Origin of the sequence: Microbacterium lacus, from assembly GCF_044794305.1 — a bacterium.
In the GTDB taxonomy this organism is placed as follows: domain Bacteria; phylum Actinomycetota; class Actinomycetes; order Actinomycetales; family Microbacteriaceae; genus Microbacterium; species Microbacterium lacus_B.
The window spans coordinates 3,064,292-3,078,312 of the sequence record NZ_CP084996.1 but is presented as its reverse complement, the minus strand read 5'-3'; the positions used below and the strand labels follow the sequence as shown (position 1 = coordinate 3,078,312).

Annotated in this window: 11 protein-coding genes and 1 pseudogene; 3 read left to right on the top strand and 9 right to left on the bottom strand. The window is 67.2% G+C overall.

What is annotated here, in order from left to right; genetic code table 11:
* On the bottom strand, positions 1 to 1,011 hold the full coding sequence (locus LG299_RS14500) for a glycerophosphodiester phosphodiesterase family protein (RefSeq protein ID WP_404431443.1): 1,011 nt from the start codon (positions 1,009 to 1,011) through the stop codon (positions 1 to 3).
* Positions 1,012 to 1,167: 156 nt separating this feature from the next.
* Here LG299_RS14500 and LG299_RS14495 point away from each other — a divergent pair, with 156 nt between their 5' ends.
* The 3 genes and pseudogenes from LG299_RS14495 (at position 1,168) to ligD (ending at position 5,477) form a co-directional block, all read left to right on the top strand.
* The gene (locus LG299_RS14495) at positions 1,168 to 2,091 is read left to right on the top strand and encodes a Bax inhibitor-1/YccA family protein (RefSeq protein ID WP_404431441.1); all 924 of its coding nucleotides are present in this window, start codon (positions 1,168 to 1,170) and stop codon (positions 2,089 to 2,091) included.
* A gap of 103 nt (positions 2,092 to 2,194) precedes the next feature.
* Positions 2,195 to 4,249, top strand: a complete 2,055-nt coding sequence (locus LG299_RS14490) for an alpha/beta hydrolase (protein ID WP_404431439.1) — start codon at positions 2,195 to 2,197, stop codon at positions 4,247 to 4,249.
* Positions 4,246 to 5,477 (top strand): annotated as a pseudogene (gene ligD, locus LG299_RS14485) (non-homologous end-joining DNA ligase). Before LG299_RS14490 ends, ligD begins: the two are co-directional and overlap by 4 nt.
* Before the next feature lie 4 nt (positions 5,478 to 5,481).
* Here ligD and LG299_RS14480 read toward each other — a convergent pair.
* From LG299_RS14480 to LG299_RS14445, 8 genes are all read right to left on the bottom strand, one after another.
* Complete coding sequence (locus tag LG299_RS14480) at positions 5,482 to 6,843, bottom strand: glycosyltransferase (RefSeq protein WP_404431437.1); 1,362 nt, start codon at positions 6,841 to 6,843, stop codon at positions 5,482 to 5,484.
* A gap of 68 nt (positions 6,844 to 6,911) precedes the next feature.
* Entirely contained in the window at positions 6,912 to 8,495 is a 1,584-nt protein-coding gene (guaA, locus tag LG299_RS14475; protein WP_404431435.1) for a glutamine-hydrolyzing GMP synthase, read from the bottom strand.
* Complete coding sequence (locus tag LG299_RS14470) at positions 8,492 to 9,058, bottom strand: DUF3817 domain-containing protein (protein ID WP_404431433.1); 567 nt, start codon at positions 9,056 to 9,058, stop codon at positions 8,492 to 8,494. Before LG299_RS14470 ends, guaA begins: the two co-directional genes overlap by 4 nt.
* Before the next feature lie 85 nt (positions 9,059 to 9,143).
* A complete protein-coding gene (locus LG299_RS14465; protein ID WP_404431431.1) occupies positions 9,144 to 9,977 on the bottom strand; it encodes an SURF1 family protein in 834 nt (277 codons plus the stop codon).
* The gene (locus LG299_RS14460) at positions 9,974 to 11,092 is read right to left on the bottom strand and encodes a GuaB3 family IMP dehydrogenase-related protein (RefSeq protein WP_404434909.1); all 1,119 of its coding nucleotides are present in this window, start codon (positions 11,090 to 11,092) and stop codon (positions 9,974 to 9,976) included. Before LG299_RS14460 ends, LG299_RS14465 begins: the two co-directional genes overlap by 4 nt.
* 120 nt (positions 11,093 to 11,212) lie before the next feature.
* Complete coding sequence (locus LG299_RS14455; protein ID WP_404431429.1) at positions 11,213 to 12,901, bottom strand: ABC-F family ATP-binding cassette domain-containing protein; 1,689 nt, start codon at positions 12,899 to 12,901, stop codon at positions 11,213 to 11,215.
* Between the two features lie 89 nt (positions 12,902 to 12,990).
* Entirely contained in the window at positions 12,991 to 13,269 is a 279-nt protein-coding gene (locus LG299_RS14450) for a DUF2277 domain-containing protein (protein ID WP_404431427.1), read from the bottom strand.
* 55 nt (positions 13,270 to 13,324) lie between these two features.
* Positions 13,325 to 13,948: a TMEM175 family protein gene (locus tag LG299_RS14445; protein WP_404431425.1), complete on the bottom strand. Its 624-nt coding sequence runs from the start codon at positions 13,946 to 13,948 to the stop codon at positions 13,325 to 13,327.
* Positions 13,949 to 14,021 lie beyond the last annotated feature (73 nt).

Genomic DNA, 14,021 nt, shown 5'->3' with positions numbered 1-14,021 from the left:
TCACCCGCGGAAGAACGCCACCCCGAGGTCAGCGTGATCGACGAAGACACCATCGATGCCGGCATCCCGAATCACGGTCCACTCGGCTTCGTAGTCGCCGCGAGCACCCGGTGCCCGGCCGAGTCGGAAGGCCGGCACGAGAAACGCGTTCTCGACCCGGCACGTCCAGGTATAGACCCGCAGGCCACGATCGTGCGCGTCGGCGATGATCGGCGACGGGCCCGTAGCGCGGCCGCGCTTGTCGGGCGCAAGGATCATCTTCTTGTCGACGCTGATGCCGTCCACCAGCCCCGCGAGCCCGTCGAGCCCGGCGGGCTCGACGGTCTGACGATAGGTCAGAGCCGCCTTGCCGTGCGCGGCGGCCTGGTCGAAAGGACGGCCGGCGGCCTCGAGCAGATAGATGTACGTCGCCGGGATGCCTCGTTCGCGCAGGCGCAGCAACACGGTCGACTCGAACGCCTCGATCGTGAGCGGCAGTTCTCCGCGGCTCCACCCGGCCTCGGCGAGTTCGGCTGCGACGAGGGCTGCGACATCCCACCCGGTCGACGAGAAGTAGGTCGCGTGCTTGATCTCGAGCACGACCCCGAGTTCACGACCCTGGTCGAGCGAGGCGGCGCGCACGAGGTCGAGCACATCGCGCAGGCGCAACACGGGTTGCTCGTCGTCAAAGCTGGCGCTGGAGGGTCGGAGCTGCGGGAGCCGCTCGCGGCACCGCAGGGTCGAAAGCTCGTCCCACGTGAAGTCCTCGGTGAACCAGCCGGTGAGCTCGGCCCCGTCGATCATCTTCGTCGCCCGGCGATCGGCGAAGTCCGGTCGGTCGGCGACGTCGGTGGTGCCCGAGATCTCGTTCTCGTGCCGGACGACGAGCACGCCGTCCTTCGACACGACGACATCGGGCTCGACCGCATCTACGCCCATCGCGAACGCGAGGTCGTACGAAGAGCGTGAGTGCTCGGGCCGATAGCCGGGAGCACCTCGGTGTCCGATCACCAGTGGCGTGCGACGGGGCATGCTTTCAGGCTATCGGGGGCACGCACGCGGGCTCGGCCGAAGCATCCGCTCTAAGAGTCCTCACAGCCGCGGTACGTGCCCCAAAGCGCTCAGTCAGATATCGTTGAGACCCACAGCACAGTGCTGTGAATCCCCTTACTCAGGAGTGTGAGAGCAGTGGCCCTCAACAACCCCGCATTCAACAACCCGGCCTTCCAAGATCCCAAGGCCGTGAACACCTACCCGGGCGGCTCGCAGGCAGCGACGCTGGGTGGTCCCACCCAGTACGCATCGGCCCAGCACATGGGTGTGGATGCTGCGACCAACGCGCAGCTCGAGGGCGCCTTCGCCGCCCCGTCCGCCGGTGCCATCGAGACCGACCGCATGAGCGTGGAGGACACCGTTGCCAAGACGGTGGGCCTCTTCGTCATCCTGCTCGTCACCGCGGTCGCCGGCTGGATGTGGACCCTCGGTGGCGTACTTTCGCCGACCGACGCGACCACTTTCACCATCGTGCCGTGGATCGTGGGCATGCTCGGCGGTTTCGTCCTGTCGTTGGTGATCATCTTCACCTCGCGCAAGAAGATTCGCCCCGGCCTGATCTTCGCCTACGCGGCGTTCGAGGGACTCTTCGTCGGCGGTATCTCGGCGTTCTTCGAAACCCAGTGGTCCGGCATCGTCTTCCAGGCGACGCTCGCGACGCTCACCGTCGTGGGTGTCACGCTCGCGCTCTTCGCCAGCGGCAAGGTTCGCGCCTCGAAGAAGGCGACCAAGGTCTTCATGATCGCCATGGTCGGTTACCTGGTCTTCTCGCTGTTGAACCTCGTCCTGATGTGGACGGGCGTCCTGCCCGCCGGCCAGGCCTTCGGTCTGCACAGCCAGCTCGTGTTCGGCATCCCGCTCGGACTCATCATCGGTGTGCTCGTGGTCATCATGGCCGCCTACTCCCTGGTCCTCGATTTCGACCAGATCCAGCGGGGTGTGCGCAACGGCGCTCCCCGTCAGTACGGCTGGCTCGGCGCCTTCGGCATCATGGTCACGGTCATCTGGCTGTACATCGAGATCCTTCGCATCATCGCGATCGTGCGCGGCAGCAACTAGTCGCACGCAGTAAACCCGAAAGGGCCGTCCGAAAGGGCGGCCCTTTCGGCGTCTCAGGCGCGCGCCCTGTCGCCGGCGTGGGTCCGATGGGTATCGTGACGGAATGGAGGTACAGTCACCGCGCAAGAGCCACAGGCGGGCGCTCGGGGTGATTGCTGCTGCTGCCGCCCTGGTGATGGGCATCGGCGGGGTGGTGGCATCCGCGTCGCCGTCGACCGCCCTCGCGCAGACTGCCCTCGAGATTTTGACGAGCGACACCCTCGCCCCGGCCCCCTGCCCGGTCGACATCCCGGCGGAGTACGCCGACCGCGTCTCGTGCGCAATCCTCACCGTCCCGGAGCGTCGGGTGGAGGGTGCCGATCCTGAGCGCACGATCGATCTGCCGATCGCCGTCATCGAAAGCACGGCGCGCAATCCCTCCAACATTCCCCTGATCTTTCCGACAGCCGGCGGCCCCGGGGCTGGCTCATTCAGTTCCATCTGGCTGTTCCTCGGCAACGCCGACTGGGCAACGTTGGATCGCGATGTCGTGATCATCGAGCAGCGGGGGGATGCCGCATCCGATCCCTCCCTCGATTGCACCGAGCTGGGCGCCGACGCGTTCATCGACGACGGCCGCTGGTTGAGCGCAACCGCGGGCTCCACGGCCTACACCTCGGGCCTCACCTCGTGTCGCGACCGCCTCCTCGCCGACGGTGTCGACCTGAGCGCGTATACCAGCGCCGAAAGCGCGGCCGACCTCGCCGACCTTCGCACAGCGCTCGGCTACACGCGCTGGAACATCTACGGCGCCTCGTACGGCGCGCGGCTGGCGCTCACCGTGATGCGTGACCGGCCCGATGGGCTCGAGGCGGTGATACTCGACGGTGCGTACCCGCCGCAGATCGATCTCATCGAAGCGGAGCCTGCCGGGTTCGTCGGGGCAGTCGATGCCCTGATCGCCGCCTGCGCGAGCGACGACGACTGCGACGAGCGCTATCCACGGATCAGCCGTGATCTCGAACGGCTGATGGATGCTGCCGCCGACGACCCCCTCTCCACGACGGTACTCAGCCCGGTAGATGGCGCCCCCGTGATCGTCGAGGTGGACGATCGCGATCTCGCACGGGGTCTGTTCAACGCTCTGTACAGCGCAGAGACCGTCCGCGTGCTTCCCTTCGTGATCGATCGGCTGCTCGAGGGCGACCTCGGCCCGCTCCTGCCTCTGACACAGCAGAACATCGACTCCACGGGGTGGTTCACCGAGGGACTCGCCCTGTCGATTGCATGTGCCGAGGAGCATCCGTTCGCCAATCCCGACGAGATCGAGGCGGCCTACGCCCTCAGCCCTCTCGCCGAACGACTGCGTCCGGCGGTCACCGCCGCAGAGGAGTGCGCGATCTGGGGTGTACCGCCCCTGGCGGCGGTCGAGGCAGCTGCAGTTTCGAGCGGCGTCCCGACGTTGCTGCTCGTCGGCGGGTACGACCCGATCACTCCCCTGCCGTTCAGTGAGGCCGCCGCCACGGGACTGAGCGTCCACTACCTGTACGAGTTCCCGACGCTCGGCCACGGGGTGCTCTGGGACACCGCGCGGGCGGGGTGCCCCGCATCCATCGCCCGTGCGTTCTTGAGCGATCCCTTCACCGAGCCCGATGCCTCCTGCATCAGCGGGATGCGCGATACCGACTTTCTGACGGCCACCGACATTCGCTCCACCTCGGCGATCTACCGACTGAATGCCGAGGTCATCCAGAGCCGCAGTCCCGCGCAGACGATCTTCGCGATCGCGGCAATCATCGTGTTGGTCGGCACGCTGATCTACGCCGCGGTGTACGCGGGGCTCCGCTCGGTCCAGCGCACGCAGAAAGCGGCGCCCGGGACAATGCTCGCGGCCACCACCACAGCGGGCGCGCATGTCGCGTTCATCGCGGGGTTGTTCTGGTTGGTGTCGACGACCGATCAGATGATCCTGGGTTTCGGAGTGCCGCCGGGCTCGTGGCCGCTGTTCCTGCTCCCCTTCGTCGCGCTTGCGCTCGGTGTGCTGCTGGTCGGCGTGCTGGTGCTCGCGTGGCTGCGCAACGACGGAAGCCTGCTGCACCGCGTGGTGCTGTCGATCTCTGCCGTGACCGCAATCGCCTTTTCGATCTGGCTCCTCTACCGCGGATTGATCGTTCTATGAGCCCCGCGCGCAAAGAGTTGATGGTTGACGTCGGCGGCCGCGAGGTGCGTGTCTCGAGCCCCGACAAGGTCGTCTTCCCCGAGCCGGGAATCACGAAGCTCGCGGTGGTCGAGTACTTTCTGAGCGTCGCGCCCGGCGCCCTGCGCGGTGCCGCGGGGCGCCCGATGGTGCTCAAGAGGTTCGTGAAGGGCATCGACCAAGAGGCGTTCTTCCAGAAGCGCGTGCCCGAGAATCACCCCGACTTCATCGACACCGCGACCCTGCAGTATGCGCGCGGGACGTCGGCCGAAGAAGCAGTGATAAGGGATGCTGCGGGCCTCGCGTGGGTCGTGAATCTCGGGTGTCTCGACCTGAACCCCCACCCCGTCCGGGCCGAAGACCTCGATCACCCCGACGAGCTGCGCATCGACCTTGACCCCATGCCCGGCGTGGACTGGTCGCAGATCGTCGATGTCGCTTTCGTCGCCCGCGAGGTGCTCGACGACATGGGCCTGGTCGGGTGGCCGAAGACCAGCGGGTCGCGGGGAATGCACATCCTTGTGCGCGTCGCTCCGCACTGGGACTTTCGCCAGGTGCGGCTCGCCGCCGAGACACTGGCCCGAGAGGTCGAGAATCGGGCACCCGGACTCGCGACGGCGCGATGGTGGAAAGAGGAGCGCGGCGAGGCCGTGTTCGTCGACTTCAACCAGAACGCGAAAGACCGGACCGTCGCATCCGCCTATTCCGTGCGCCCACTGCCCGATGCGCGCGTCTCGACTCCCCTGTCGTGGGACGAAGTGCGCGACCGCCACCCCGAGGAGTTCACGGTGCTGACGGTGCCCGAGCGGTTCGCGGCGATCGGCGACCCGCACGAGGGTATCGATGATGCCGTCGGCACGCTCGACGGCCTGCTCGCGCTGGCGAAACAACTGGGTCCGGCCGAGAAGCCTCCGCGCGCGGGCGGTGCGGACGGGCGCCGCCAGTCCACGATGCCGCTCATCGAGATCGCGCGCACCAAGACCAAGCCCGAGGCGCTGGAGGCGCTTGAGCGCTGGAACAGCGAGAATCCCACAGTGGCGGGGATGCTGCATCCTGCCGATGTCCTGATCGACGGCATGCGCGGATCGAGCTCGCTCTGGTACCGCGTGCGGATCAACCTGCAGCACGTGCCCGAAGCCGAGCGCCCGGAGCAGGGCGAGTTGCTCGCGACCTATGACCCTTGGGGAAGACCTGGCCGGGTCGGCCGTAGCCCGTCAGGGGATGGCGCGTAGAGAGGGTGTTTCCACCGCGACACGGATCGCCTGCGCCAGGGCATCTTTCACCCGATCGGGGTCAAGACGCGCACCTTCTTCGATTGCTGCGGCAGAGAGGCGAGCGCGCAGCGCCTCGTCGCCGAGCACCTCCAGCACCGCTGCCGCCAGAGCGTCGATATCGGCGGGCGGCACCATCACGCCGGCCGAGCCGATCGTCTCGCGGGGGCCGTACCGTACGTCGAACGAGACCACCGGCACACCCCGCACGAGCGCCTCGGCGATCGACAGCCCCTGACCCTCGTACGCGGTTGAGACGAGCATGAGAGCGGCAGTGTCGAAGATCAGGTCGCGATCGTCGACGTGACCGTGCAGGCGAACGGATGCCGCGAGCCCGAGCTCATCGATCAGTCGCTGTAGCGTCACCCGTTCAGGACCGTCGCCGTAGATCTCGAGGCGGGCCTGCGGCCGTTCGGCAACAACCTTGGTCCAGGCGTGGATCGCGCGGTCGACGCGCTTCTGCGCGGCAAGGCGATTGAGCATGACGACCCGGTCAGGGTCGGTCGCGGCATCCCGCCGCCCGATCTGTTCCACGGGATTCGGTACCACCGCGAACGTGGGGCGATCACCGAACCGCTGAGCGACATCGGTGCGCTGCGCCGCGGTGGGCCACAGCACCGCATCGAACGCGTCGACCCGTGCGAACCACCGCGACCACAGGCCGTTCATCGGCCCGTCCGGGTTGTCATACGGCGGCTCGAGGTGCGAGTTGTGGATCATGTGCACGATCCGCACGTCGGGGTCATCCCACCCGGCGATCAGCTCTCCGAGTTGACGCGACTCGCAGACCACGACGACCGCGCGAGCGGGGTCGTCCGTGCGAAGATCCGCTACGACAGTGGCAAGCCACGCCCGGTACAGCCCGCCGAATCCGTGGAGGATTCCCGCTCCGTGCACGACGACAGGGGCCTCCGTGAGGTGCCAGTCGGGGTCGCCGGCGATCACCGGGATCGACACGATCGCCGTACCCGCAGCATCCGTCACCGTCCGGTATTCGACCCCCGGGGTTGCTTCCCCCGCGACCGCGGCCGCACGCAACCACGTCGGGTCGGCGAGCGCGTCGTCGAAAAGATTGCGAAAGCGGTCGACGGATGCCGCATCCCCCCGCGCGACGAACTCTCTCCGATGCTCGGCATGATCTTCGGGAGTGCCGGGGTCGACGGTCAGCAACAGCGCGCGCGTCGCACCGGCCGCTTCGAGCAATCGCGCATGCCCGAGCGTCGCGACGGTGTATCCGCCGTCGAGTCCGGGAATCAGGCGGCTCGACAGCACCAGGTAGTGCGCGAGATCTCGATGCGCTCGCAAGCTCGCTACTCGATCTAGACACGCAGCCGCATCAACGCGGGCTGCGCTCGCATTGATGCGGCTCGTGTCTATTCCCACTCGATGGTCCCCGGCGGCTTGCTCGTGACATCGAGCACGACCCGGTTCACATCGCGCACTTCGTTGGTGATGCGGTTCGAGATACGGGCGAGCACGTCGTATGGCAAGCGCGTCCAGTCCGCGGTCATCGCGTCTTCCGACGACACCGGGCGCAGCACGATCGGGTGGCCGTACGTACGTCCATCGCCCTGAACGCCCACCGAGCGCACGTCGGCGAGCAGCACGACCGGGCACTGCCAGATCTCGTTGTCGAGGCCGGCGCGGGTCAGTTCTTCGCGGGCGATCGCGTCGGCGTCACGCAGAATTTCGAGACGGTCAGCGGTGACCTCACCGACGATCCGGATGCCGAGGCCCGGCCCCGGAAAGGGCTGCCTGGCGACGATCACCTCCGGAAGACCCAGCTCGCGGCCGATCGCGCGCACCTCGTCTTTGAAGAGGGTGCGCAGCGGCTCGACGAGCTCGAACTGCAGGTCTTCGGGCAGGCCGCCCACGTTATGGTGCGACTTGATGTTCGCCGTGCCGGTTCCGCCCCCCGACTCGACGACGTCGGGGTACAGCGTGCCTTGCACGAGAAAGCGGATCGGCTCGCCGTCGGCGGCGGCTTCGGCGACGAGCGCCTTCTCGGCCGCCTCGAAGGAGCGAATGAACTCGCGACCGATGATCTTGCGCTTCTGCTCGGGATCGCTGACGCCCGCCAGTGCGTCGAGGAACTGCTGGCGCGCATCGATCGTGACAAGTCGCACGCCGGTCGACGCGACGTAGTCCTGCTCGACCTGCTCGCGCTCGTCCTTTCGCAGCAGACCGTGGTCGACGAAGATGCAGACGAGCTGGTCGCCGACGGCTTCGTGCACGATGGCCGCGGCAACCGCCGAGTCGACGCCGCCGGAGAGCCCGCAGATCACACGGCCTGCGCCGACCTGCTCGCGAATGCGCGCGACCTGCTCGGCGATGACGTTGCCGCTGTTCCAGTCGTTGGCAAGACCCGCACCCTTGTGCAAGAAGTTCTCGATCACTCGCTGACCGTGGTCGGAATGCCTCACTTCGGGGTGCCACTGCACGCCGTAGAAGCGCTTCTCGTCGTTTCCGAAAGCCGCGACGGGGGTGGCCGATGTCGAGGCCAAGACGGTGAAACCCTCGGGCGCCTTCGAGACCTGATCGCCGTGACTCATCCACACGTTCTGTTCGCCGGGCTGGCCGCCCAGCAAGACTCCGCCGTCACCCTGGAGCGCAGCATCCGTCGCCCCATACTCGCGAAGCCCCGTGTTGGCGACCTCTCCGCCGAGCGTCTGCGCCATCACCTGGAAGCCGTAGCAAATGCCCAGGGTCGGAACCCCGAGGTCGAATACGGCCGAGTCGAGCTTCGGCGCACCCTCTTCGTAGACCGACGAGGGTCCGCCCGAGAGGATGATTCCCACCGGGTTCTTCGCCGCGATGTCTTCGGCCGAGGCCGTGTGCGGGACGATCTCGCTGTAGACGCCCGCTTCGCGCACGCGTCGGGCGATCAGCTGCGCATACTGCGCGCCGAAGTCGACGACCAGGACGGGTCGCTGCGACGTTTCTGTCTGTTCGGTCAACGCTTGTTCTCCGTCGGGATCGCGTGGGGCGGGGCGGGTATGTGGTCAGCACGTGAGGAGTGCTCGGCACGAGTGTGCAGCTCTTTGGCCTCGCGGTCGTCGAGGTAGGTGCGCACCTCACGCGAGACGCGCGCCTCCATGAAGAACGACAGGAGCGGGACGATGCCGCCGAGCGCGAGGGTGATGAAGCGCAGGAACGGCCAGCGCATCAGACTCCAGATGCGGAAGCACGCGAAGAGGTACACGACGTAGAACCAGCCGTGTGCGACGAGGATGAACAGCGAGATGTTGAAGCCGTCGCCGACCGAGATCATCTCGCAGTTGTTGGTCGCGGGGAGGAACAGCGACCACCACTGGCAGTCGGCACCTGCGATCACCGGAGCGAACCACAGAAAACCGCCCGAGCCGCCGAGGAAGAGTTCGACGTGCAGCGGCGTGTACTTGAGGATCATCTCGGCCACGAGCAGCAGGAGTCCGACACCGGTGATGATCGAAGCGATCTGGTAGAACTTCAGCGCTCCGCGGATCGCCGGGAATGAGGCGAGTTTGGGTTCGCGGGGCATGATCCCAGTCTACCCGCGGGTTTTCGGCCGCTCGATCAGTTGGCGTTGGGGGGATTGGGGCGCGAATCCTGCGCGACAGCGGGATTCAGGATGCCCCGGCTGCGGCATCCTCGATGTCTTCGAGTTCCTTCTCCCACTGATCGCGGGCAAGGCGATACCAGATGTAGAAGGCGAAGCCGGCGAAGATGGCCCACTCGGCGGCGTAGAAGATGTTCAGCCAGTTGATGCCAGAACCTTCGGCCGGCGCGGGGGATGCGATGTCGACGAGCCCGGCGGTCGCGACCTCGGCGGCAATGTATGGCCGATAGACCGCGAGCCCCGCGATGTCGCTCCATTGGCCGAGAAGCGCGGCCGACGACATGCGGGTCATGGTGAAGGGGTCTCCATCGTCCGGCGGCAGAGCGGGGCCTTCGTCCGAGATCAGGCGTCCCGTGACCTCGACCGGAGTGTCAGCGGCATCCTGAGCCAACTCGGTGATCGCGTCCTGCGCGTCTTCGGGAGTTGCTGCCCAGCCGAGCGCGACGGCGATCGAAGTGGGCTCTTCGGTGTCGGCAAGCCGGAGTTGGCCCGTGACCCAATAGCCCGGGGCGCCGTCATTGAAGCGGGATGCTACGACCAAGAAGTCATCGGAAACCCACGTGCCTTCGGCCGTGACGCGCTGGCCGACCAGCGGCTCGGGCAGGTATTCGCCGGGGCCGGCGACCTCGGCCAGCGGCCGGACGATCTCGGTGGCACCCGGCGGCGGCGGGTTGGTGTCGATCGACCGCGAGAGCTGCCACTGGCCGAGCCATGCGAAAACCCCCGCGATGACGAGGCAGAGCAACAGCAGTGCGATCCACCGCGGCCGCAGCATGACCTCGCGCAGGGTCGGGGGAAAGACCTCCGGCTCTGTCGCAGCAAGCTGATCGGGTGTGGTCATCCGCCGGTGTACGGGGCGACGACGACCTCGACCCGCTGGAACTCCTTGAGGTCGGAGTACCCGGTCGTGGCCATCGACTTGCGCAGCGCGCCGATGAGGTTCGCCGTGCCGTCCGCGATCGGTGCGGGGCCGTACAGCACCTCTTCGAGCGAAGCGACCTGGTCGACCGCGACACGGTGGCCGCGCGGAAGCTTCGGGTGATGCGCCTCGGGACCCCAGTGAAATCCGCGACCCGGGGCATCCGTTGCCCGCGCCAGCGCGACACCGAGCATGACGGCATCCGCCCCCATCGCGAGCGCCTTGACGATGTCGCCCGAAGTGCCGACCCCGCCATCGGCGATGACGTGCACGTAGCGTCCGCCCGACTCGTCGAGGTAGTCACGGCGGGCGCCGGCGACATCGGCGACGGCAGTGGCCATCGGCGCATGGATGCCGAGAGTAGCGCGAGTGGTGGACGCTGCTCCCCCACCGAATCCGACGAGCACTCCGGCGGCACCCGTGCGCATCAAGTGCAATGCCGCGGTATAGGTCGCGGCACCGCCGACGATGACGGGCACATCGAGGTCGTAGATGAACTTCTTGAGGTTGAGGGGCTGGTCGCCGCTGGAGACGTGCTCGGCCGAGACCGTGGTGCCGCGAATCACGAAGAGGTCGACGCCCGCGGCGACAACGGTCTCGTACAGTTCCTGCGTCCGCTGCGGAGTGAGTGCACCGGCGACGGTGACGCCGGCTGCGCGGATCTCGGCGAGGCGATCACGCACCAGTTCGGGCTTGATGGGCTCCGAGTAGAGCTCTTGCATGCGCCGCGTCGCCTGGGTGTCGTTCATCGAGGCGATCTCGCCGAGGAGCGCAGTGGGGTCGTCGTAGCGGGTCCACAGGCCTTCGAGGTCAAGGACGCCCAGGCCGCCGAGTTGGCCCAGCATGATCGCGGTCTGCGGGCTCGTGACCGAGTCCATCGGGGCGCCGAGCACCGGAATCGCGAACGAGAACGCGTCGATCGACCAGGTCGTAGACACGTCTTCGGGGTTGCGCGTACGCCGCGAGGGCACGACGGCGATGTCATCGAACGCGTAGGCCCGGCGGGCGCGCTTGGCGCGGCCGAGTTCGATCTCCATGCTCACAACCCCAGCCTACCCGCGTCCTCTCACCGCTGTTGAGTGTCCAAAACACGCGGCTGGCGAACGCTCGCTCCCGCGTGTCTTGGACACTGAACCGAGAGGGAGGACGAACTCTGCTCAGCGGGCGCGGGCAACGCGCGCTTCGTCCCACACCGGGGCATCGGACTCGTACACCGCCCCGTCGGCTCCGAACACGATGAACCGGTCGAATGACCTCGCGAACCACCGGTCGTGGGTCACCGCCAGCACGGTCCCCTCGAATCGCGCCAATGCGCTCTCGAGAGCTTCAGCCGAGGCGATGTCGAGGTTGTCGGTGGGTTCATCGAGCAACAGCAGCGTCGTCCCCGAGAGTTCGAGCAGCAGAATCTGAAACCGCGCCTGCTGGCCACCCGACAGGGTGTCGAAAGTCTGTTGCGCCTGGGCGACCAGCCCGTAGCGATCCAGAGCCGAGCTCGCGGCATCCCTCGGCATGCCTGGCCTGTTCTCATCGCCTCGGTGCAGGATCTCGAGCAGGGTGCGGCCGACGAACTCGGGATGCCGGTGGGTCTGTGCGAACCACCCCGGCACCACACGCGCCCCGAGCGTCGCCCGGCCGGTGTGCGCGACGGGCTCGAGCACCCCGCCGGCGGATGTCACGTGACCGAGGCGCGTATCGGGGTCGGTGCCGCCCCGCGCGAGGAGCCGCAGAAAGTGGGACTTGCCCGACCCGTTCGAGCCCAGCACCGCGACCCGGTCCCCGAACCAGACCTCGAGATTGAATGGCTTCATGAGCCCGGTCAGCTCGAGCTTCTCGCCGACGACGGCGCGTTTGCCGGTACGGGCTCCTCGCAGCCGCAGTTGAAGATCCTGCTCGGGTGGACGTTCTTCGGGCGGACCCGCCTCTTCGAACTTCGCGAGCCGGGTCTGTGCAGCCCGGTAGCGCGAAGCGAATTCATCACTGGACGTGGCCTTGACCTTGAGCGCCGCGACGAGCGCCTTGAGCTTGGCGTGCTGTTCATCCCAGCGCCTGCGCAGTTCGTCCAGGCGGTCCATCCGGTCGATCCTCGCCGCATGGTAGGTCGCGAAGCTTCCGCCGTGCACCCACGCCGTGCTGCCGGCTGCTCCGGTCTCGAGGGTCACGATGCGGTCGGCGGCGCGGGCGAGCAGCTCGCGATCGTGCGACACGAGCAACACCGTCTTGGGCGTCGCCTTCAGCTGCTTCTCAAGCCACCGCTTGCCCGGAACATCGAGATAGTTGTCGGGCTCGTCCAGCAGCAGCACGTCGTCGGGTCCGCGCAGGAGCGCCTCGAGTACGAGACGCTTCTGCTCACCGCCCGAAAGGGTCGTCAGTTCGCGAAAGCGGGCACGCTCAAACGGCACTCCGAGAGCCGCGACCGTGCACTGGTCCCAGACGGTCTCGTGCTCGTACCCGCCCGCGTCGGCGTAGTCGGCGAGCGCAGTCGCGTAGCGAAGCTGAGTGCCGAGGTCGTCCGTTTCGATGATCGCCGCTTCGGATGCTTCGAGCTCGAGCGCTGCCGCCCGGATCCGACGCGGCGCGACATCAATGAGCAGCTCGTGCACCGTCGTGCCCTCACCCGCATGGCCGACGAACTGGTCCATCACCCCGAGCGCGCCGCCGATCGACACAACTCCGCCGTGCGCCGGTTCTTCCCGACGGATGATGCGCAGCAGCGTGGTCTTGCCCGCACCGTTGGCCCCGATGAGCGCCGTGGTCGACCCCTCACCGACGCGAAACGACACTTCATCAAGAAGCGGTCTGCCGTCGGGAAGTCCGAAAGAGACCATGCTGATGTCGATGTAGCCCATGACCGATCCTGCGTGCGGCCGCGTGTCGCGGCATCCGTCGGCGCAAGCGCCCGCCCGCGGATGGCGAGCCGACCAGGCTATCGCACGCGTCAGGCGGCGGAGTACCGTCCCGACGCGATTGCGCGGGCGCGGGCCTTGGCGGCCTCTTCTTCGCGGTTCTTCGGCGGCGCCGCCGAGACCAGGTCTTCGAGCAGATGGCCGGTGATGTGGGCGATCTCGGCCACGGCTCGGTCGAACGCTTCTTGGTTCGCTTTAGAGGGCTTCGTCGTCCCGGCGATCTTGCGGACGTACTGCAGCGCGGCCGCGTGGACTTCGTCGTCGGATGCCGCGGGCTCGAAGTTATGGAGGGTTCGGATGTTCCGGCACATGCCGACGAGAATACGCCGGGCTGAAGCATCCGTCACCCGTGTGTTCCGTCCCCGCTCAATCTCCGCGACCGCGCAGGATGCGGTCCACTACTCCGCCGAGCAGGAACAGAAGGAACGCGGCCGAGCCGACGAACGGCGCGGACGCGACCACCGCAGCCGCGATGAGCAAGGCGCTGAGCGCTCCGCGTCCGTATGCGCGCGCATCGGCGTCGTCGAGGTCAGGCAGGAACACCTCACGCCCTCGAACGGCCCACTGCCACTGCATCCAGCTGAAAAGGATCGCCATGAAGAACGTCACCGGCATGAAGAGTCGACCGGCCAAGAACTCGGAGTACTCGGTGGTCATGCTCGTGGCGAAGGGCACGAGAACGATGAAGAGCAGGCGGGCGTTGTTGAGCCAGATGAGGGTGGAGTCGATGCGAGCGACGTGCTCGAACTGCTGCACGTGCGTCATCCACAGCAGACAGAGCAGCACGAAGCTCAGCGCGAAGTTGAGGAAGAGCTCCCACATTCCGCCGAGCGCCGCCCACATCTGCGCGTCGGAGGTGATGTCTCCGAACGCGTAGGTGGTGAGGTCGAGCACGAGCAGGGTCGCGGCGATCGCGAAGACCCCGTCGGTGAACGCCTCGAGCCGCCGCGTGTCTTGCGTGGCGTGAGGGTGTCGCCGTTGCCGGATCATGCGCTCAGCGTAGCCATCGTGCTTACCGACCGCGCAGAAACGTACGAACTACGCAGGTTTCGGGGTGATCCTG